The sequence below is a fragment of the Pseudomonas sp. NY15374 genome, from assembly GCF_048068255.1.
GTDB classification, from domain to species: Bacteria; Pseudomonadota; Gammaproteobacteria; order Pseudomonadales; family Pseudomonadaceae; genus Aquipseudomonas; species Aquipseudomonas machongensis.
This window is the reverse complement of sequence record NZ_JBLUPZ010000005.1, coordinates 22791-41920: the sequence shown is the minus strand read 5'-3', so window position 1 is coordinate 41920 and position 19130 is coordinate 22791. Positions and strand designations below refer to the sequence as shown.

Annotated in this window: 21 protein-coding genes; 1 reads left to right on the top strand and 20 read right to left on the bottom strand. The window is 59.3% G+C overall.

Features of this window, described 5'->3' with window-relative positions; all coding sequences use genetic code 11:
- Positions 1-23: 23 nt before the first annotated feature.
- The 7 genes from ACNFHO_RS12855 to ACNFHO_RS12825 form a co-directional block, all read right to left on the bottom strand.
- Positions 24-302: a tail fiber assembly protein gene (locus ACNFHO_RS12855; protein WP_416766588.1), complete on the bottom strand. Its 279-nt coding sequence runs from the start codon at positions 300-302 to the stop codon at positions 24-26.
- Positions 299-655 (bottom strand): hypothetical protein, encoded by a 357-nt coding sequence (locus ACNFHO_RS12850; RefSeq protein ID WP_416766587.1) that lies wholly within the window; start codon positions 653-655, stop codon positions 299-301. Before ACNFHO_RS12850 ends, ACNFHO_RS12855 begins: the two co-directional genes overlap by 4 nt.
- Positions 655-1422 (bottom strand): hypothetical protein, encoded by a 768-nt coding sequence (locus tag ACNFHO_RS12845; RefSeq protein ID WP_416766586.1) that lies wholly within the window; start codon positions 1420-1422, stop codon positions 655-657. Before ACNFHO_RS12845 ends, ACNFHO_RS12850 begins: the two co-directional genes overlap by 1 nt.
- 1010 nt (positions 1423-2432) lie before the next feature.
- Positions 2433-6062, bottom strand: coding sequence for a phage tail tip fiber protein (locus ACNFHO_RS12840; RefSeq protein ID WP_416766585.1), 3630 nt, complete (start codon positions 6060-6062; stop codon positions 2433-2435).
- A gap of 60 nt (positions 6063-6122) precedes the next feature.
- Positions 6123-6725, bottom strand: a complete 603-nt coding sequence (locus ACNFHO_RS12835; protein ID WP_416766584.1) for a tail assembly protein — start codon at positions 6723-6725, stop codon at positions 6123-6125.
- A 509-nt stretch (positions 6726-7234) separates the two neighbouring features.
- The gene (locus tag ACNFHO_RS12830) at positions 7235-7444 is read right to left on the bottom strand and encodes a hypothetical protein (protein WP_416766583.1); all 210 of its coding nucleotides are present in this window, start codon (positions 7442-7444) and stop codon (positions 7235-7237) included.
- 129 nt (positions 7445-7573) lie between these two features.
- The gene (locus ACNFHO_RS12825; protein WP_416766582.1) at positions 7574-7828 is read right to left on the bottom strand and encodes a DUF2513 domain-containing protein; all 255 of its coding nucleotides are present in this window, start codon (positions 7826-7828) and stop codon (positions 7574-7576) included.
- A 262-nt stretch (positions 7829-8090) separates the two neighbouring features.
- Here ACNFHO_RS12825 and ACNFHO_RS12820 point away from each other — a divergent pair, with 262 nt between their 5' ends.
- Complete coding sequence (locus tag ACNFHO_RS12820; RefSeq protein WP_416766581.1) at positions 8091-8390, top strand: hypothetical protein; 300 nt, start codon at positions 8091-8093, stop codon at positions 8388-8390.
- 43 nt (positions 8391-8433) lie between these two features.
- Here ACNFHO_RS12820 and ACNFHO_RS12815 read toward each other — a convergent pair whose 3' ends face one another.
- The 13 genes from ACNFHO_RS12815 to ACNFHO_RS12755 all read right to left on the bottom strand — a co-directional run bounded on the left by ACNFHO_RS12815 (position 8434) and on the right by ACNFHO_RS12755 (position 19128).
- Positions 8434-9066 (bottom strand): hypothetical protein, encoded by a 633-nt coding sequence (locus tag ACNFHO_RS12815; RefSeq protein WP_416766580.1) that lies wholly within the window; start codon positions 9064-9066, stop codon positions 8434-8436.
- Positions 9067-9166: 100 nt separating this feature from the next.
- The gene (locus tag ACNFHO_RS12810; protein WP_416766578.1) at positions 9167-9355 is read right to left on the bottom strand and encodes a hypothetical protein; all 189 of its coding nucleotides are present in this window, start codon (positions 9353-9355) and stop codon (positions 9167-9169) included.
- A 785-nt stretch (positions 9356-10140) separates the two neighbouring features.
- The gene (locus ACNFHO_RS12805; RefSeq protein WP_416766577.1) at positions 10141-10410 is read right to left on the bottom strand and encodes a hypothetical protein; all 270 of its coding nucleotides are present in this window, start codon (positions 10408-10410) and stop codon (positions 10141-10143) included.
- 25 nt (positions 10411-10435) lie between these two features.
- Entirely contained in the window at positions 10436-11191 is a 756-nt protein-coding gene (locus ACNFHO_RS12800; RefSeq protein WP_416766576.1) for a C40 family peptidase, read from the bottom strand.
- A 2-nt stretch (positions 11192-11193) separates the two neighbouring features.
- Positions 11194-11943 (bottom strand): phage minor tail protein L, encoded by a 750-nt coding sequence (locus tag ACNFHO_RS12795; protein ID WP_416766575.1) that lies wholly within the window; start codon positions 11941-11943, stop codon positions 11194-11196.
- Positions 11940-12278: a phage tail protein gene (locus ACNFHO_RS12790; RefSeq protein WP_416766574.1), complete on the bottom strand. Its 339-nt coding sequence runs from the start codon at positions 12276-12278 to the stop codon at positions 11940-11942. The genes ACNFHO_RS12795 and ACNFHO_RS12790 overlap by 4 nt, the downstream gene beginning before the upstream one ends.
- Positions 12278-15733 (bottom strand): phage tail tape measure protein, encoded by a 3456-nt coding sequence (locus ACNFHO_RS12785; RefSeq protein WP_416766572.1) that lies wholly within the window; start codon positions 15731-15733, stop codon positions 12278-12280. Before ACNFHO_RS12785 ends, ACNFHO_RS12790 begins: the two co-directional genes overlap by 1 nt.
- Positions 15734-15736: 3 nt before the next feature.
- A complete protein-coding gene (locus tag ACNFHO_RS12780; RefSeq protein WP_416766691.1) occupies positions 15737-15988 on the bottom strand; it encodes a DUF1799 domain-containing protein in 252 nt (83 codons plus the stop codon).
- A gap of 62 nt (positions 15989-16050) precedes the next feature.
- On the bottom strand, positions 16051-16434 hold the full coding sequence (locus ACNFHO_RS12775) for a phage tail assembly chaperone (protein WP_112898612.1): 384 nt from the start codon (positions 16432-16434) through the stop codon (positions 16051-16053).
- A gap of 9 nt (positions 16435-16443) precedes the next feature.
- Positions 16444-17103: a phage tail protein gene (locus ACNFHO_RS12770; RefSeq protein ID WP_112898613.1), complete on the bottom strand. Its 660-nt coding sequence runs from the start codon at positions 17101-17103 to the stop codon at positions 16444-16446.
- A gap of 97 nt (positions 17104-17200) precedes the next feature.
- Entirely contained in the window at positions 17201-17824 is a 624-nt protein-coding gene (locus tag ACNFHO_RS12765) for a hypothetical protein (protein WP_416766571.1), read from the bottom strand.
- A gap of 195 nt (positions 17825-18019) precedes the next feature.
- Complete coding sequence (locus ACNFHO_RS12760; RefSeq protein ID WP_112898615.1) at positions 18020-18457, bottom strand: phage tail terminator-like protein; 438 nt, start codon at positions 18455-18457, stop codon at positions 18020-18022.
- Complete coding sequence (locus ACNFHO_RS12755; protein ID WP_416766570.1) at positions 18454-19128, bottom strand: hypothetical protein; 675 nt, start codon at positions 19126-19128, stop codon at positions 18454-18456. Before ACNFHO_RS12755 ends, ACNFHO_RS12760 begins: the two co-directional genes overlap by 4 nt.
- Between the last annotated feature and the right edge of the window lie 2 nt (positions 19129-19130).

Sequence of the window (19130 nt, the reverse complement as noted above, 5' to 3'; positions counted from 1 at the left end):
GGTTGTCTGTCGGATGTGTAGATTTATGCGGGCGGCACTGGCCAGTCGATTGTTGCGGGGTACCCAGGCTGATCAGGCAGACGATTGAGCCCGATGCGGTACCGCTTCCACTCCTTGAGCAACGCCGCTTCCGCTTCGGTTGCATCTTCGAGGTCGACTGCATCCTGCAGCGGAGCAATGGTGGCATCAGCAATGGATCGCAGGCGAGATGTTTCGCCCCCGACCCAGGAAAGCCGATCTGCTGCTTCCTTATCTGCCTTCATTTCGGCGGTTATCATCTTGCTCCAGTCGATGTTGCTCATCGTGTGACTCCCACCTCTACAGGATATTCTTCAGTTTGGCTTGAATCTGCCGGAGTGCCGTACAGCGGCAAATCTACTTGACCGTTATGGTTAGTGACCCGGATCGGCTGCGGGAATTTGGTAGCTTCGGGTGCGTTAGGGCCATAAGGAAGACGCAGGGCTACAGTCAAGACACCTTCGACCTTCTCTACCGGACCGCAGAACCAATCTGAATCGATCGCTTCGCACGGCAAGGTTGCGCCATCGGCAAGAGGTGATAGATCGAAGACCTCGCCGTTTACAATCAATGCGTCACCGTCCCTGGACAGAAACAGAGTCTCATCCATTCGCGTCGGATATAGTGTGATGATCATTAGAGCCATCGTCCTATGGTTATGTAACGAACGACAAAGTTCTGCGCCACTCCGCCGTTGCGGACGATTATGGTGAATTGAGAGCCACTGGAGGGGTAGCAGTTCGTAACGCCGTAGTGGTCGTTACTCGCGTTAGGGCCAACCAGCGCGAACGGCGTGAAAACACCATATGCATAGGCTGCAGGAAGATTTACGGCATATGTGTTGGATACGCTATTTGCTGGAAACGATGGCGTTTGAATATTGACACCCGCTGACGTGCAGATCATTGTCCCGTCCGCAAATTTGACGTATCGCCCGTTGGCATTGCTTCCGGCCTCCATTATTGCCCCGGTCGGGACGCCTCCAGAACTCGAAACGGTCCCAAGGATATTAGCAAATGCAGCAGTCCCGAGGTCCGTAAGGAAAACTTCCCGCCCCCATACGCTCCATGTCGAGTTTCCGACGTTAAAGGCCCGCCCCGCACGACGGCCAGAAAACATATCCACAGCGTGTTGGACAACGTAGCCGCCAACGGTCACGACGTGGATCAATATGAAAGTCATGTTCGGCGGTCTGTTGGCAGCTGAACCGCTGGCCGCGTTCCACCAACCTTCGGTCATTGCCAGATTGCAATCATCGTTAGGGACTGGTCGGCCGATGGGGGCAGAAACCCCAATAGTGTCCAAGAACTGGAAGTTGTTGTTGATCCTCGTGAACGCGGTGCGCGGATCATCACCGTCCAGGGCCGAGGGCGGCGTGCCGAGATTTACCTGTTGAAGTGCCATCGAAGCCTCATTCAGTCGAAGTTGGTGACGTCCACGATCATCATCGTGGGGGCTGCCATTGGTGGAGAGTTCGGTGGTGGCGGAGTACCACCGCCACCCGTGGGCCTTGAGGAAATGGGAAGCTCACCCACGGCGCAAGAACTGGGGCCGACCGTGATCCCGTATGACATTTGCACCCAATAGGGAACACCCGCCTGGGCAGCCCCAACCCCACGTTTAGGGAAATGACCAAGCCCAGCCGCAAACCTTCGGGATGTGCTCGGCCACGGAACAGAAGTACCTGGGCCGGCATTTCGGGAGATTCCGCTGACCCGTAGAAAGTTGCTGTCAGAGTCGAAAGTGAGAACGCCTGCCTCGCTGAAGAACTGCAACCCCGAGGTTGAAGGCACGATTTCCTGATCAGCGAAGCCGTATATGCGTAGAGCTACTTGCGCCGAGACTTTAAACCTCCAGGTGGTTCCAACCTTCGACCAGAGGGCAACAAAAACAGGGGTGTCAGAAGAAAAAAACAAGCTTCTGACATTGCTTGGAACTGCAATATCAAAGTAATACCCAACGGACACAAACGGCCCGGTATTTGCTGTAAAGGGTCCAGCATATGACGTTCGAAACGCGAGAGTCGCAACTCGGACCTCCGCGTCTATTTGGAAAACGCCGTCATCAAACCAGATGGTTCCACCTGCTGGCATCAGTAAGTTCCCACTGAGATACTGACGTTTCTTCTCGGCACTGGCTGGCCAGTCAGTGGGTTATTGAAGTCCACGTATGCCCACGACAAGATGGCACCCGATATCGAAACGTTTGGATAGGCATATGGATTGGCAAGTGTCAGATCAGCTGAGTCGTCCTCCACGAAGAAAAATGGTTCACCTCCGGCCACAAGGGAAGGAACTGAAATTGACCCATTTGCGCCACCTGTTGAAAAAGTTGCGGTGATGCGGCCGATGCGAGTTGTCGCATCCAGCCGCAAGTTCCCAGCAGCGTCCCAAGTCTGCAAACCTATAGGCATATCACCCCCAGATACCGAGTCTCATCCGCATACGCGCCGTGTCGTACACCGTCAGCAGCTGATGAGTGATGTTCATCCGTCCGAGCCCAGGACGAATCCCGTTGATCTCAAACTCATTCGTGACGAAGTTGATCCTCATTCCTTGCTGGCCAGGAATGTAATTCGCACTCTTGAGCTCGCCAGTGATGATCAGGTTGATGATGTCGGCTTGGTTGATGATCGCGCTGTTCATGAACACCTGGCCGTTGTTGATCGCGAAGACTGACTTCGGCGTGCCTCCTGGCTGGTGCATGACGGAGAACAGGTTGGCCAGGAAGACGATCATCGATTGCATTCCCTCCGGGGTGTTCTCGACCGAAACGCCCATCCCCGCGCCGTAGTAGACGCCGTTCACGTCAACGCCAACCTTGATGTTGCGCGTCGCGCGAATGTCGCCATCCAGTTCAACCAGGGCCTCGGCGTTATCCTCTACCATCGCCTTGGTGTCGCCCACCTGTGCAGTCAGGGTATCGTTGTCACGCGCCAGCGCGGACACGTCGTCTGTGAGCGTCTCCACGGTGCGAACTACTCGCGCCAAGTTGCCGCCGACCTGCGCCTTGACCTCGTCGACCTGCTTGGCGATCGCCATGTCTGCTTGCGCGAACGCCGAGTAGATCGACCAAGCCCCAGCGTGGGAGCCAGTTTCGCCCGCGCGCCAGCCCTCGGTCGCGCCTGCCATCTTGGGCGAGACAGCCGCCTCTACGCCGAGAATTCGGCTCGCCATGGCGGTGAGCTCGCCATTGATCTCCTCTACGCTGGTCTCGACGCCATCCACGCGCACCGCCAGAGCTGTGACCATTTCCCCAAGAGACGCATAGTCGCCCAGGTACTCCCAGAATCCGGAATCGCCCACCGGGGTTCCCGCTAGTACATCAACTTTCGCCCGGTACAGCTTGCCGTCGTGCTTGACCAGGGTTCCGGCCAGGTATGGCTGATCTTGCTTCCACTCTTCAGCGCCAGCGAGGTCAGCGAGCTGAGCCGACAAGGAGTCGATCTGGACCTGCAGCGCCTTGTCACCCTCCTTGAACCGCTCGTTGACCGACCCGGGGCCGTCCCCGCCGATCTTCCCGATTTCACTGAGCAGCTGCTGGCCGAGGTGGCTTTCGGTGATCTTCCCGTCCAGGTACTCGAGCACAGCCGACGAGTCGGCGCTCGACTGACCATAGACCCAATCCGACCACGGACCGATGTTGCCGGTACGGTCTACCAGACGACCTCGGAAGTAACGCACCACCGCCGCGGCCATGCCCGAGTGCAGGTAGGTCGGCGTCGGATAAGCGAACTGCCCTAATGGAAGCGGGTTCTGTCCGGTAGGCTCCGATGCCATCTGGATCTCGGTGTAAGCCGTGTCATCAGCACCAGGCTGGAATCCCCAGTTCAGCCGAATTGCAAATATCTCAGACGTTGTATTCATGAACGCCAAGGCTGGAGGCGCACCTTCTTTTCCTTTCAACTCGGTCAACATCGAGTCGCACCAAGGCGATGTGATGTCGAACGCGCTCACCGCCCGAACACGCGCAAGGTAGGCGCCAGCGTAGATGCCCGTCACGTCCACTGACGTGGTGCCCACTCGCTGCAGGCGAATCCAGTTGCCGTTGTTCCTGCGCCACTCCACGTCGTATGCGACCGCGCCCTCCACTGCCGGCCATGCGATCGTCATCGTGCTGACGGCAATGCCCTGGTCGACGGCGTAGCCAGAGGTCAGGGTTACGCTCGCCGGCGGTGGCACCGTTGTCACAGGGATAACGCTGATCGGCCGCTCCTCGAGCTTGGCGCCGGTGTCGATTGCTGCGAACTTGGTGGGGTTGAACTCCAGCGCGGTGAACTCGTACTCGCCCTCAGTGGTGCGCACGCGCTTGAGCACACGGAACAGCTGGACGGCCAGGTCTTCGTAGTCGATCGCCCACTGCAGTTCAGGCTCTGGCTGCAGGGCATAGGCAGTGGTCACCGTCACAGCGCGACCACTCACCGACTGCACCGTCCTGCCCTGGGCGGTACCATTCGGCAAGTTGATGATCAGGCGGTCACCGGCCTTGATAGGCGTGTCACGATCCAACGTCACGACACGGCCTGCGGCTGCAGAGATGCGGCCACCATTCGGGCGCCCGGCGACCAGCTCATCAGCAACCGGGATGACGAAACCAGGCAACACGTTTGCGCCTTCCATCCCGGTCTTGAACGAGACCGTGCGGTCCTGGTTGTTGCTCAGCAGCGCCCACTTGCCGCGGCGCTGGGCCTCGCTGGCACGAGTGCAGCCGATAGCGGAGATTTCAACGGGGCGATCCCGGTAGCGGCGCTGCAGTGCAATGTCGGTGACCGGTATTACGTCCGTGTCGTAGTTGTTTGCCGGGTTGTCGTAGCTCACCAGGGCGCGGCTGTAGTGCGTGTCGCGGCCCGCGCCGCCGTAAACGAAGTCGCCGCCGATCACGTTCGACCGAGTGAAGACGTAGTCAATGTCCTGCGCGCGAGGCATGTCGGCCTGCATGTACAGCGAGCCCTGCGCCCAATAGACCATCCCCCGATAGATCGCCGAGAGGTCGCGCAGCAGCGTCCAGGCCTCTGCCTTCCCTTGGAGGTTCAGGTCGCACAGGTAGCGAGGCTCCTGGCCGCCCAAACCGTCCGGCACCAGCTGGTCGCAGTACTGGGCGATGCGGTACATCTCCCACTTGTCGACCATCCATGGCTGGATTCGCTTGCCCAGGCCGAAGCGGTCATTCACACACAGGCCGTAGGTGGCCCATACCGGGTTGTTGGTCCAGGCCTGTTTGAAGGTGCCATCCCAGATGCCAGCGTAGGTTCGGGTCTCCGGGTCATAGTTGCTCGGTACCGGCCAGCGCTGCGCCTTGCAGTTGACCGTCACCGCTGGGATGTTCTGGAACTGCTCGGCGTTGAACTCGATGTACAGCAGCGCGGTGTTCGGATAGCGCAGCTTCTGGTCAATGATCTCGGTGTAGCCAGCGATCACCATCTGATCAGCAATCGTGCCGCTGTTGGCGTTAGGCGTGATGCGGCGAACACGGAAGGCCCAGCCGGAGGTGGCTGGAGGTAGGTTCACAGACTCGGACCGCTGGTAGCCATTGGTGGTCTTGCCGTCCACGGCTGAACGCAGGGATTCCACGAACGCCCCACCGTCGGTGGAAACATCGATGGCGTACTCGATCCGGTAACCATTGGTGTTACCGCTGCTGTCCTGGCTGGCCAGGCGCTGCCATGAGAACCGGACACGAACCCGCGAGAGCTGCAGGTTACTCAGCGTGCGCGTGAAGGGCGTGTCGCTGCGGAGCTCGACGTTCACCGTCGTCTCGTTCTCGATCGCTGGAATACCCTGGATGTAGTCCTGCTCGATCGAGCCTGGGCGCCACTCCCACTTCACGCCGGGGAAATTCACGTTGCCGCTGGCATTCATGATCGGCGTGTTGTCGAGGTAGATATCGCGGTCGGTCGGCGTACCGTCGAACTCGCCCTCGCCCACTGCCAGCAGGATCTTGGCGATGTTCGTCGATCGTAGACTGTCCGGTGCTTCGACCGGGTTCTTCGGCTTCTTCTCGCCGCCCTTGGCGCCGGTGACTTCCGGCAGGAGTGCTGCGCCCATGCTTTCCTCCGGGCAATAAAAAACCGCCCGTAGGCGGTTGATGGTGATGCGCTATGACAGCTAGGCCTTGTCCTCGGCGTAGACCGATGCGGATATGATCGCCCCGCCCCAGCGGCGCTTCCCAATGCAGATCGGTACCGGGTTACCGCTGGCCGTGGTGTTCTTGGCGCTGCCAAAGGCATACGAGGGTAGGTTCTCGGGCGCGCCACTCATGGATAGCCCTTTGGCTTGAGGGCTGAGCATCTGGATGACGCCTCCGAGCGCCATTGACCCGCCACCCATACCAACTGCAAGCGCAGTAGCCGCAGACCATCCGAGGGGGTTCCACCATGCCAAAGCAACAATCGCGACACCGATGATGGTCTGGATCAGGCCTCCACGCTTGCTACCGCTGACGACGGGCGCAATACGAATTTCCCCATCCCCGGCGAAGCAGAGCTCCTCTTTCTTGAGATTCCTTGAGCCTCGGAAGACTGCGAACTCAACCCCTTCGCTTTTGGCCGTTATGAGAAACCTTTCAAATCCCGGAATCTGCACGCAGAGCGCCTTGATCGCCTCCGCTGGTGATCGCACGGACAGCCTGAAAGACCGCCCGAACTGCCTGAGTTTTCCGTACAGCACCACCGTGGTAACCGGCTGATATTCGATTGCAAGAGCCGCCATTATTTTCTCCAGACAATAAAAAACCACCCGAAGGTGGTTTGTGAGTAGCAGGACCAATCTATCAGGTGCAGCCTTTGACGCCAGCGGTAACGCGGTCTAGCGGCGACTGCCAGGTCCGGTAGAAGTGGTATTTGACCAGTGACCCCTTTCCGCTCGGGATAATATCTACCAAGTGGAGCGGTGACTGAGCGTCTGGTGCCAATACCGAATAGCGGTTTCCGGAGGTTTGTAGAACTCCGCCAATGCTCGCCCCCAGCACTGTTGTGTTCTGCCAGGTATCGCGAATGCATTCCGCAACTGCCATCGGAGTCTTCGATGACTGAAGCTCCAATTGTGGTGGGTTACTCCGGGTATCCCTAACACTCGCGCAGCCCCCCATTACCATCAAAGCCGCTGCAGCGATCACAATCCGCATGTAATCCCTCCCTATCGATGCGGGAAATCTATCACCATCAACAGGAAGGACCAAAAAACCGCGTTGGACTGGGCTTCCGGTCGATGTGTAGGTGTCACAGAGACCGCAGCTCGGTGAACGCCTTGGCGATGCAGTATGGGATGACAGCCCATGCCAGACCCATAGCCGCAGCGGCGGCCTCTTGCGGCGCGCTAGTTGCCGCGTGCATCCCAGTGAAGCCGATGATCGCACCGATCAGCGACATGATGATAGTGACAACCCACATGAATTTGGCCACTTGCAATCTCCATTTGCTGCTTGCCATGGCGAAGACCCTGGCGCTTGATTGGGCGACGAATGTACTGATTGCACGCATAGAGTGTCAATTTGCCACGACACCGCGCAGCCTCACAACCAGAAGCAAAAAGCCCAGCGTGGGGCTGGGCTCGCCGGTTTATAAGGACAACTCCAAGCCCAGGCGCTCTTTTAGCAACTGCTTGCCATATGCCTTGCCAAGCTCTAAGAGCACACCAAGGCCGGCCACACCTGCCTTTTCGGCCCCCTCCTTCGTTCTCCGCCATACTTCGGGGTCACGAACAGTGTCGAGAAACTCGTGCCCTTTGTAAGTCAATCGCTTCGGCTGCCATTCGAAATGGTTTATCCCGCCAAGACTTATCCCCGAAAGAAACCCTGCTTCATCCAGCAGCATGACGTGGTAGGAGACCCTTTGGCTGTCCGTCCTTCAATGGCTAACTCCATCCAGCCATGTGCTTCGTCATGAGCCTCAACTACAAGCAATATCTCCCGCACCAGTTCCTTATCAAGCTTCATAGGGTATTCCTCCCTTGAAAACGCGAACTGTAGCGCGAGACTGGCCAGGTATCCAGTGTGGATGAAAAGCCAGTAACCGGCTCGGCGGGCGACATAGTAGCGTTGTGCCTCTGAATGACTTTACAGAGTTTGGAGGTCCAGTGACGCTGTTCAAAAAAGCTATGCAGCTGATTCGAAATGAAAGCAAGCGGCCATGGTCGGAGGTCAATAGCTGGGCACTAGCTCTGATAGGCGGGCCCAGTTTTCTAGTCGGCAGCTTCTACCTATGGAAAGTACAAGAGGTTGCGCCAGAAATCCTGCACGCTACAGAGCAAGTCGGGGTTACATCATTGGGTCTCGCTGTTTTTGGCATCCTAGGCGTGATGCTCATTGGTTCCTGGCATTTTCTGACTATTGCCAAACGTTGCTCTGAGGTACTTCGGCAGCGCCATTACAAGTAATTCAAGCCCGGCCAAGTGTCGGGCTTTTTGTCTCAGGCCTAACTTAATCCTGGGCCATCAGTTCCAGCAGTCTCCGCGAGCCGCCCCAGTGGATCGCAACGTCAGCCTCCTGTGAGATGAGAATTCCGCGTCCTCTTAGATAGGTGACGCTTGCCAGCACCTGGTTAACAGCATCGGAAACTGTTTCGCTAGACGGTATCGCGTACCGTCCTTGGGGAAACAAGCTTTCTACGTGAGCTCGATCATCGCTCGGCGTCTCTGGCGGAAAGGTAAAGATGGTCCGGCCTGGCTCGAGGCCAGAAAACCCCTGGTTTTCATGAGCATAGAAAGCCGCAACCACCCCTCTGCTCATAGGAATAGACATCCTCCAGCTGGACCGGGGAATCCATGATCGAGCCAGCTCAGGGCTTCGCTCGCTGAACAGGTCTTGTTCTTCCTGAATTATCGAGAGCATGGCCTTTACATCTGCCGGCGCTTCGCCCGCAAATCGTTCCTTCACTGGCTGTATCAGGTCAGCCCAGCCCGAAGCCGTGATGAATCCATGCGGCGTTTCGGTGATTTTCTTGACGCGTTGCTCGGACAGCTCCGATCGACCGTCTTCATAAACCGAAAATGTACCGCGGTCTGCGCATAGGACCACGCAGTCGTCCATGCTGATCATCACGTTGTAGGTCATAGGCTATCCCCCGGCTAAGTGGCAGCCTCGCAATCTACCACGGCTAGGCGACGGTGCGCGCCAGACGCAAAAAGCCCAGCGCGGGACTGGGCTTTCGATCTCACTCCTCTTCGTCAGGGTTTGGCCCAACGACTTCCAAAGCGTGCGCTTCGGCCTCGGCCATCAGATCAGGATCGACCTCATCCTCGCTCAGACCAGAACAACCGGCACCATTCAGATACTCCTGGACAGCATTACTGAACGCAACCTCCCAATCGGAGGATTCGTAATCTTCATCATACTTCGACATAATATGAGTCTCGGCTTTTTCGAAGATGGCAATCTACCATCAATAGCTTCAAACACAATGGTGCGTTCAATGCGCATCATCAGCGTGACTGTCCGCCCATACACCCTGCGCGGATTCTAGGTGTCGACAGCCCCCATCGATCACGTCTTGTAAATTCGATTAAAACGCGTCTTTCCACGATAAAGTCGCATGCAAAATTTGCGAGCCCAATACCCACAAGTAAGAAAGGCTGCTCCGAATACTATCCAGAGCACTGTCGAGTTGGTTGTGATCAATGCATGAACGCCTTTCGCAGCCCACCAGCCAGCTATGACGCTGATGATCGTGAAGAAAATTACAACACCCCGAGGTGTGCCGTAGCGGATCTCAGCTTGACACCCCCTGCATACACTGGCGCCCCAGGGCACAGAGTTCATGCAGTGAGGGCAATCTACTGTCGTGGATGAGGTCATGGATCAATCCTTTGAGGGCTTGCAGAAAAGGCGCTGAGTCTAATGCCAGGCGGTGGATACGTGCATCCTGTGCAGGCATCCAGCGTGTACGGAAAGCCAGTAACTGGATTGGATCCATGCGTAGTAGCGTTGTGCCTCCCCCAAACGAGGAGCAGCACTGTGAACAATGATGTGATAGCGAGACTCAAGAAAGATCCAGATAACTCTGGCTCGGTGTTGGGGTGGGGTGTGTATCGCATGGCGCCGTGGGATCTAAAAGGCGTTTTTGAAACCAAGGAAGACGCTCGACTTCAGGCGGAATCCGCAGGTGAGGGTTACGTGGTGGCCTTCGGCTCACACAGGGTAGGCACCGACGACTTTGTCGGTGGTCATCCCGAGTAACCCGGGTTTCATCTCGATGCTGCCAGGGCCAGAGGCAATCACTGCACTGAGCCCCGGCTTGCCTTTGTAGCAGCGCCGGAAGTGCGTGGTTTTACCAGAGAAAACCACACGATCAACTTCGACGCCATCATCAAGGATGGCCACCTCAGAGCATGCTCCGCACCGCACGCCTTTTCTCGTCAAGAACAGATCGCTGATCGTCAACAAATAGTTCTGCTGCATGCTCTTCTCCTGCGGCCTGGCCGCTTCACTTCGCATCTCGATGACGCAATACAAGGCGCGTCCGGTCGAGCCAAGGCCCGCCGAACACGATGATTTCTGATGGCCTGCCGTACAGGTGGTGCAGCAGGAATGGGCCTGGGCCGAACACCTCAGCCTGCTCGCTCGGCAGGCCTGGGTCTGAGCCCAGATAGATCCCGGCATGGTTCGGGTGCACGGTGCGCCCCACGGCCATGACGATCATGTCGCCACGTTGTGGCCGGTCAACCTGGTAGAACCCAGCCTGCTCGTAGAGTTGCTCGTACAGGCTCGGGTTGTCTGCTTGCTCCCACCAACCATCCTCTCGGGCGTAGGCCGGGAAATCCAACCCCCACTCGCGCTGGTACCAGTCCGCGCAGACCTGCCAGCAGTCCCAGGCGCCGTGCACGAATGGACGACCCAGCAGCGCGGTCTCGCCGGTCGGTGTGATGGTCCGCAGGTCGCCCTCCGGCCACGACAGAATGTGCCAGGGCAGCCCTGTGGCTTCGCACATGGCCAGGTCACGCGGGGACGGCCTGCTGGTGGCGTCAGGGTGCGAGTGCACGATGCCGATCACCTGGCCCTGGTCTTCTGCCTCGGCGTACTGCTCGGCCGCGATCCGAAATTCCTCGGTCGGCTCGGTGGCCACGTTTTGGCATGGGAAGTAAACCTGCTTGCGGCCAACCGCCAGCAGCAGCCCACAACACTCGCGCGGGTATTCCGCCGCGGCGTGCGCTTGCACGGCAGCAAGGATGTGTTTGCGCATGCTCAGCTCCGAACGATCAGGGAGACGGCGGGAAAGCCGCCAAAGGGCAGAGGGTTGCCCACGCCGAAGCGTGGGACGCACCCGGTACCCAGGCAGCCGTCGCATTCGTCCAGCTCAGGGTTGTCGGTCAGGTTGCCGTCTTTGTCGCGGTACGGACCGGTGTAGCCACAGTTCGGCCCCCGGTACCCGTTGGTCATGGCCCAGTGGCACAGTGTGCTCATCTGCCGCCCGATGGTCTCCCCGCCAACGTCACCTGGGCTGGCCAGTTCCCAAGAAACCATCTGGCCGTTCTCCGACACTTTCTGGTCGATGTACCAGACCTCGATGCTCTCCTGGGTTGGGTCTGCCCCGGGGTTGCCGGCCGGGAAGTTCGCCGCGTCCAGAAACTGACCGAGCGTATTCCGGATGGTCAGCTTGAACTCGAGCAGGTCGGCGAAGGCGAAGCACAGCGCGGTGATTCTGCCGTTGACGTTGCCGACCGATATCGTCGGGCGTACAGCGGTACCGTCCGAGTTTGCCTCAATGCCCTCAACCTGCAGCGGCCAGGCGCCGTACTCCTCACCCTGCCACCAGATCGATTTCGCCGGCAGATGGTCGGCGTCGGCGCCAGCGGCTGCGAGTTCCTGCGCAGTGTGCGGAATGGCGTGGCCATGAAAGCGCAGCACATCAGCGCCGAAGTCAGAGCCGTCCAGTTCGAACAGCAGCACCTCGGAGCCTGGCTCAAGCTTCTGGATCTGTGAAATCAAACTCATGGGTGAAAGACCCTCTCGAGAGTCGCCGAAACCTTGAACCGCCCCCCTCCAACAGGGGCAGGTTTCGGATCCTTGCAGGTGAACAGCCCCAGTTCGCCGAGCGGAGTGGTCCAAAGAAAGGCCTTGGCGCCGCCGTGCCGGTCGAAGAATTCCATGATCTTGAGGGTCTGAGCCTTGGTGGCGATCACAGTGACTGGGTAGCTGTCCTCCTTGTTATTTGGGCCGTCGCCTACGGTCTGTCGGTACCCGCTGCCAAATTTAGACTCGCGAACCCGATACGTGATTTCAGGCGTTTCTCCGCGCTGAGTAGTCCAGGTGAAAGTTTCTATTGCCATCAGCGCCTCCCCGTGGTGTTTCGATAGCTAACCCCGCCGGGCCGCCACGAATCGGCAACGGCCTTTTCGGCTGCGAGCTGAACTTGCTTCTGCATGTTCTGCTGGAGCAATGTTGGATCGAGCTGCATTCCCTCCCCGCTTCGATCTTCCATGACTAGACTCACTGGCGCCGAGAGGCTGATCGAGGTTCCGGTACCGCCAATAGCCCTAACGCCAAGCTGTCCGCCCGCAGTTCGTGTCAAAGGCATAACGGCTTCGTCCCCCGCCTCACCCATCACCCCAAGCCTTCCGCCGGCCATGCCGAAAGCCGTTGGGGTGCTCACAATTGAATTGGTGAATGCGCCGCCATCGGCGAACATTTGCACGCCCTTCGACCAGGCGCCACCAAGAGCCTGAGGGAAATAGGCACTGGAATATCCCGCTTGCGACGCGCCGAGGTTTGACGACACGGCGCCCGGCGAACCTGCAGCCATTCCGTTACCACTTCCACCGCCAAAGTAGGCAGAGGCTGCAGACACTCCCAAGTTGACCAAGCCTCCGAGAAGCCCCGAAGCTGCCCGTCGCGCGGCGATACGAGCCATGTCAGCCACGACTGACTTCGTGAAGTCGGCGAAAGACAACTTGCCGGTAATGGCAAAGTTCACGGCCGCGTCCTCCATCGAACTGAAGGCGTTGGTGAACAATGACCTTGTCTGCCCGGCGACATCCCGGGCCTGTTCCAGGTAGTTCTGGAAGGCCGACGCTGCCCCCTTGCGCCAGTCACCCTGGGCGACGGTCATCTGGTCGTAGTTGGCGATGGTGGTTTCCTGCAGATCCTTCTCGGTCTTGCTCAAGGCTGCCAGCTTCTGGTTGTACTCATCGAGGCTCATGCCTCGGGAGCCGTCGCCGTACTGGTTTGCCAGATCCAGACGCTGCTGGTTCATACGGTCAGTGATTGCGTTCTGCTGGTCCTGCAAGCCACGCTGGCGGTCGCCAAGCCCAAGACCGTCAGCGGAGCGCTGCCCCTGCAACCTCAGCGCCAGAACCTGCTGATCGAGGGCATCGGTGTAGGTCTGCACTGCCCTTGCCTGCTTGGCCAGTCGGCCCTGCTCGTTGGTCGCCAGCACGGCAAGCTCGGTGTCGGCGTCCTTCTGAGCTTTCACCATGGATGCGCGGGCATCGGCGATCTTCTGGTCGAGTTGGACTCGCTGCTGGGCGCTGGTACTGCTCCGCCCTTTTGCCTCCTCCAGCGCCTTGATCTCTGCCTCGTAGGCGTTCGTGACCTCGGCCTTCTGTTGCTCGATGATCGCGGCGCGCTGCGAGGCATAGGACTCCTGCGAGACAAGCCCAGCCTTCTGCGCCGCGTCCAGTTCCTTCTGATAGTTCTTGTACTCAGCGAGGACGGCGTTCAAAGCGTTCTTTTGGTCATTGAAACCAGAGAGGTCAACAGGCGCGGTGCGCCCGGCAGGATCCTTGAACTGCTTGGCGATATCGGCCTGTACCCGGTTGATGTTCTCGGGCGTGAGGCGCTCATCGTTCGGATTGACCTTGCGAATCGCGTCCAGAGACTTGTTGTACTCCTTCAGCGCATCGGCGCGCTTCTCGGCGTTGGTCCTGGCGGACTTCTCAAGCGCGTCGATCTTGCCGATTGCCATAATGGCCGCCTGCTGCCGCTGGGCATCCAGCTCTTGAGCCCTCGCAATGGCTTGCTGCGTGTCTCGCTGCTGGATGAGAGCTTTGAGCTCAAGGTTGGCGTCGGTCAGCTTTTTCTGCGCTGCGGTGTCGTCAGGATCACCGTTCACCGCACTCTGCGCCGCCGCCAGGCGCTGCTGCGTCTCGACGATACGACTCGCGATGTCCTGGTCGCGGCCAATGTTTTTGATCGAATCTACGGTGGCAGCAACCTCGCCCCGCAGGGCTTTCCAACCGCGCTCCCAGATCGACAGGTTCTCGGTGACCTCCTTGCTGCGGTTTTTGATGGTATCGACGTAGGTGTCGGTGAGCAGCTTGGCGGCCCCGATGGTGTCGCCCTGCTCCTTCAAGGCAACCATCTGCGAGTAGGTCGCAGCGGTGAGGAAGTTGTACTGCTCGTTCAGATCCTTGGCTGCAGCCACCGGATCCTTGCCGATCTTCACGAACTCGGCCACGGTCTCCTCGACCGCCTTGCCAGTCGCTGAGCGCCATTCCAGGGCCGCCTCGGTGATCTGGACGAAGCTGTCAGAGGCGATCTTCCCGCTACCGGCCAGCTGGGTGAGCACCTCCGCCGCGGCGCCAGTAGTGCCGACGGTCGCAGCCACCTGCCGCGCCATTCCCGACATCTGGTCTGCCGTCGTTCCGGCGGCGTTGCCAGTTTTGATCAGCTCCTTTTGGAAGCCGACCGCCTCCTCACTGCCCGAGTAGTAGGCGTAACCGAGGGTGGCCATCGCAGCAGCCGCGACAGTGAACGGGTTCACCAGACCCATGACATAGCCACCGAGGGCCTTAACGGCCGGACCGACGCCGCCGAACATGTCCTTGAGCTGCCCGCCCTGCTGCAACAACACGGTGAGCGGCGCCTGTCCGCCTTGCAGGGACACCACGATGTCGGTGAACTGCGCCGGCACGCCGCGTAGTGCCGCAGCCGTGGCCTTGGCCGACATGCCAGTTTTGTTCAGCGCAGTATCGGCGCCGCCCAGTGCAGTGCGCGCCTGGTCGATCTTCGTCTGGTACTCGCCGAAAGTCTCCGCATCGAGCGCGCCGCTCGTGCGGAAGCCCTTCAGCTTCTGCTCCATCTGGTCCAGCCGACTCATGGCCGCGATGGTCGGGTCGATCTTGCCCAGCAGCTCCTCAAGGGCCTGCCCTTCCTCCCGATGCGCGCCGGCAGCCTTCTTCGCCGCCTCCGCCTGGCGCTCCTCGGTAGCGATCAGCGCCTGAGCCCGACTGTTGATGGCTGCCTGGCGGCTAGCACTCGCCGACAGCACGGCATTCGCCTGGGCGGTGACCTCGGCGCTCTGCTCGGTCGCCCGGTTCAGCGACTGTACGTACTGGCTAGCCTCCAGCGAGGCCTTGGCCACGGCCAAGATCCTGGCCTGCTGCTCGTCGGCGGACTCGGCAGCGCGCCGGCCAGCCTGGGCGCCAGCATCCGTGGCACTGGTGAGCGCCTCCTGCACCTTGCCCGCCTGCGCGGCCTCGGCCCGAAACGCCCCCATGTTCGCCGCGGCACTGCTGAACGCCGTAGAAGCGCTGGTAACGGCGCGCCCCACGGTGGCCATCTGCTGCGCCAATTCTGTCTGCTTGGCGTTGAGCGCCTGCAGTTCCTGCACAATCTGCCGAGTATCACCCTGCAGGCTTCCCAGGGCGGTCTCCCAGGCACGCCCGGTTCGCCCGGCCGACTCCTCGCTGCGCTTCCCGGCGTCGGTCAGCTGGTCGAGATTGTCCTTGGCCTCAACGGCATCCCCGGAGTCGATCTGAAGACCGAGAGAGGCAATGGTGGTCATGATCTACTCCATCGATTCGGCCATGACGGCCAAGGCCTCAACCTCCATGACACGGAGATCGGGAAAAATGTCGGTGAGGTCGCGGCGCTTGATACCAAGCATCGAGGCTGTTGAGGGGATGGCGGTGTAATCCAGGCCGGAGGGGCCGCCGGGGCCAACCCTCCACTGAGTTCCCAGGGCATCGAGCAGGCGGAAGGCTGGCCATACATCTGGCCAGACCTCTACCACCTCCTCCTCGATGTCATTTAGGGTCAGCCCCAGCGCCGCCAGTTGCTCGGCGGAAGGGCCGCGCTCATAGCAAGCCCGGGCCGCCGCTCTCAGTTTCCCAAGCGGGCCGGGCTGTAGGCGGCCTGGAAGGCATCGACGACCGCCTTCGGCGCGCCGGTGCAGGTGCGCACCAGATCGGTGATGGCCTCGGCGCTGAACTCGTCCTCCAGGTCCCAGCCAGTGACGATCTCGCCCAGCTGTTCGGCTTGCAGGGCGATTTCACCAGTGGTGACCTCCTCCCACGTCGCCCCGTCCTTCTGGGCCTTCTCCGCCCAGGCGTCGCGCGCCTTGTTCCAGCGATCGAACATCGCGGACAGGGCCACGCGGTCCATGTAGCGGAACTGGAACTCAACGGGCGCCGGCTCGGCGCCAATGCGCGGAACCTGCACCACGGCAGCGAAAGTGGGGTTTTGCGCGATCTTGATCTTCGCCATGAGAGTTCCTTACGCGCCGGCCAGGTAGCGAAGCGAGCGAGCCGACAGGCCGACACTGATGGTTCGGGTCATCACGTTGTTCCGCTCCATGGTTGGGTCGGGAGTGATGCTGACGTAGCCCGGGTACAGGATCTGATCGCCGTTGCGGAGCTTCATGCGGATCACTGCCAACTCCTTCGAGGCGTCGTAGCCTTCAACCGCCTCAACATATGCGGCAGTCGGCTGGTCCTCGACCACGATGGACAGGTTGGTGGGGTTCCGGTTGGTGGGGAACTGCTTGTCATCGTCGTCTTCCAGGTACCCCACGGTCGCATACTGTTGCTCGCCGCCCGAGGAGGTGAACGAGGTGACCTTGGATATCTGCACCCAGTCCGAGACAGGAAGCACAGAGCCTACGCCAGCGCCGGCGGTGAAGCGCTCTACATTGCTGGTATCCAGGCCTCCCAGAGAAAATGCGTCGGCAGCGACATTGGATGCCTTTACTGCACGGTCATTGATCAGCGCCCAACCGGAGCTGACCAAGAGAACATCGCCGTTCTGGATGGTGTGATCGGCTGAAGTCGCCACGGGCGGTTTCGCATTGGTCAGCGCCGTGAATGGGACGGCAGAGCCGATGACGCGTGCAATCTCCAGCACTGCGCCGTTCGGCAGCGGGAAGCGTGCGGCCATGGTGTTTTCCTCTTGGGTAGAAACGAAAAAGCCCGCACGCGGCGGGCTTGATGGATAAATAGGGTCTTGCAGTGGTATCACCCCGGAAGGCATCGGGCTACTGGATGTTGCACAATCCTTTTTGCAGGACGTCCTCAGCGTTTACATTAGGCCAGCCTGGGAACGTCATTGTTTGTGAGCGATTGGAAATGACCGCATTCGCCAAGAACGGGTGCGCTTTCTTAACAACCGCAATCGCGTTTGAGTAATCATCTTTTCCGTATAGACACATAAATAGCGAGTTAGCGTGAAAACTGCCAATATATGCTACCTCACCAGGCTTTACGGTGAACTCAAGTTTCTTGTTTTGCTTCACACTCAGACCGTCATAATAGGTGTAGTACCAGTGCGTCAACTCATATGTGCCTGCAGGCACTTCGTATACAAAGCTATTTCCCAGCACATTACTCTTTAGTATGTCGTCGCCAGTGACTTCATTTTTCCGCCCTAGCGTATCAAGAGATATACGGGTATCCACCGCATCTTTATTGGGGTCTTGATATTTCAGCATAACTTTAAGCCCATGGGGCTGCGTGAGGAAAGCTTCGGAAACAAAGCCGACAATTACAGCCTTATTAGGATCGAGAGGCTTAGTTTCGTCCGCACGCTGAATTAAATTTAAACTGCTCGCGCAAGCACCAAGCACCATAAAACTCAAGAGCAAAAACATCCTTACCAACATCTAAAGGTCCTTATTCGCTTAACTGGTTCGACCCAGTGGATTTTTAGTTTTAAAGAGACGGCCTTATTGTACGGTGCCGAGCTCAGCGGCATGTTGCCTTAGATATCGGAAATAGAAAACACGTAATGTTCTACTAAGGCGCGCTTTTGCAGGCGAGCTTGAGACCCAAAATCCTGGAAATCGCTTGGCTCCTTGCTACTCCCTTGCGCGGGAGAGAACTGATGAGTCAGCTACGCCGCGGTAGGTGAAGCTGGCCGGGACCGTGTAGGTCGCCGACTCGGTGATGGCTGGGCCCTGGCCAACCGGTTCGGTGACCAGGCCCTCGAAGCCGTTGCGGCTGAGTTCCGAGTCCACGCGGAAGAGGCTCGAAAGCTCATCGACCAGGCTCTCGGCGGTAGCCAGTGGCTGGCCAGCCGGGCAGACGATGCTCACTTGGTAAACGCCGGAGTACTCGTAGGCATCGCCGCCCAAGTAGCGGCACGTGGTTCCCGCCGGCAATTGGAACGCCTGCAGATACGTTTCGTCAGCCCCGGCCTCGAATCCTTGCTCGAAGTTCGCGACCCGGATCGGGCGCGCCGTGGCCCAGGCCATCAGCTTGATCTCGATGGCCTGTCGGGCGAGTGCCTGGCTCATATCTGGTTGTTCCTGATGGCTTGATCGACGATCGCTTGGAATTTGGCCAGGGTCACCCGGACCATGCCATGCGGTGCCTGAGTTGAGTGGCCATATTCCAAAGGAACGGCATAGGGCAAGTTGTTCACGATGTAGGCGGTTTGCCCGATGGTTAGCGCCTGCACCTGGGCAATCAGGTCGGCAATCGCCTGGCTGCCAGATGGATCAATGCGGTCGAGTTCTTCGGTAGCCGGTGAATCGATGGAGAACTGCCAGTTGCCCCGGAAGCGGCCGCCAACGTAGCCCCGGCCAGCCACAAGGCCATTGGTGGCGAAGTTCTGCTCGCGCTCGGTCTTTGTCAGGGGCTTGGCATACTTCACGCCCTTGCGCAGCTTGCCAGCCTCGGTGAAATTGTCCTGATTCAGGTTGATCAGAGTGTTGCGGACCGTGGCCTTGAAGTCGTAGTCATCGGCGGCTCTGTTGGCCTTGGTGCGTTGAGCGACGTTGGCCGCCCAAATTTCCGGATTTCCCACGGGCGACATGCGGATGACGCTGCTGCCGATCTCGATCACGACCTCGCGGAAGGTAGCGTCAAGCGCTTGCTCGGCCTGCTCGGCGAATGCCCGGATAGCCCCGGCGAATCCACCCTGTTTCCCGCCGTAACGCTGGGTCATGTGTGAGCCGCGTGGCATGG

Bases quoted from the DNA above. Each gene is read 5' to 3' on its own strand.
- ACNFHO_RS12760 (WP_112898615.1), bottom strand. From the start codon at position 18,457: ATGAGCCAGGCACTCGCCCGACAGGCCATCGAGATCAAGCTGATGGCC.
- ACNFHO_RS12830 (WP_416766583.1), bottom strand. From the start codon at position 7,444: ATGGCAAGCAGCAAATGGAGATTGCAAGTGGCCAAATTCATGTGGGTT.
- ACNFHO_RS12775 (WP_112898612.1), bottom strand. From the start codon at position 16,434: ATGGCGAAGATCAAGATCGCGCAAAACCCCACTTTCGCTGCCGTGGTG.
- ACNFHO_RS12795 (WP_416766575.1), bottom strand. From the start codon at position 11,943: ATGAGTTTGATTTCACAGATCCAGAAGCTTGAGCCAGGCTCCGAGGTG.
- ACNFHO_RS12815 (WP_416766580.1), bottom strand. From the start codon at position 9,066: ATGACCTACAACGTGATGATCAGCATGGACGACTGCGTGGTCCTATGC.
- ACNFHO_RS12805 (WP_416766577.1), bottom strand. From the start codon at position 10,410: ATGCAGCAGAACTATTTGTTGACGATCAGCGATCTGTTCTTGACGAGA.
- ACNFHO_RS12790 (WP_416766574.1), bottom strand. From the start codon at position 12,278: ATGGCAATAGAAACTTTCACCTGGACTACTCAGCGCGGAGAAACGCCT.
- ACNFHO_RS12785 (WP_416766572.1), bottom strand. From the start codon at position 15,733: ATGACCACCATTGCCTCTCTCGGTCTTCAGATCGACTCCGGGGATGCC.
- ACNFHO_RS12840 (WP_416766585.1), bottom strand. From the start codon at position 6,062: ATGGGCGCAGCACTCCTGCCGGAAGTCACCGGCGCCAAGGGCGGCGAG.
- ACNFHO_RS12850 (WP_416766587.1), bottom strand. From the start codon at position 655: ATGATCATCACACTATATCCGACGCGAATGGATGAGACTCTGTTTCTG.
- ACNFHO_RS12810 (WP_416766578.1), bottom strand. From the start codon at position 9,355: ATGTCGAAGTATGATGAAGATTACGAATCCTCCGATTGGGAGGTTGCG.
- ACNFHO_RS12765 (WP_416766571.1), bottom strand. From the start codon at position 17,824: ATGTTGGTAAGGATGTTTTTGCTCTTGAGTTTTATGGTGCTTGGTGCT.
- ACNFHO_RS12800 (WP_416766576.1), bottom strand. From the start codon at position 11,191: ATGCGCAAACACATCCTTGCTGCCGTGCAAGCGCACGCCGCGGCGGAA.
- ACNFHO_RS12770 (WP_112898613.1), bottom strand. From the start codon at position 17,103: ATGGCCGCACGCTTCCCGCTGCCGAACGGCGCAGTGCTGGAGATTGCA.
- ACNFHO_RS12825 (WP_416766582.1), bottom strand. From the start codon at position 7,828: ATGCTGCTGGATGAAGCAGGGTTTCTTTCGGGGATAAGTCTTGGCGGG.
- ACNFHO_RS12755 (WP_416766570.1), bottom strand. From the start codon at position 19,128: ATGCCACGCGGCTCACACATGACCCAGCGTTACGGCGGGAAACAGGGT.
- ACNFHO_RS12835 (WP_416766584.1), bottom strand. From the start codon at position 6,725: ATGGCGGCTCTTGCAATCGAATATCAGCCGGTTACCACGGTGGTGCTG.
- ACNFHO_RS12845 (WP_416766586.1), bottom strand. From the start codon at position 1,422: ATGGCACTTCAACAGGTAAATCTCGGCACGCCGCCCTCGGCCCTGGAC.
- ACNFHO_RS12855 (WP_416766588.1), bottom strand. From the start codon at position 302: ATGAGCAACATCGACTGGAGCAAGATGATAACCGCCGAAATGAAGGCA.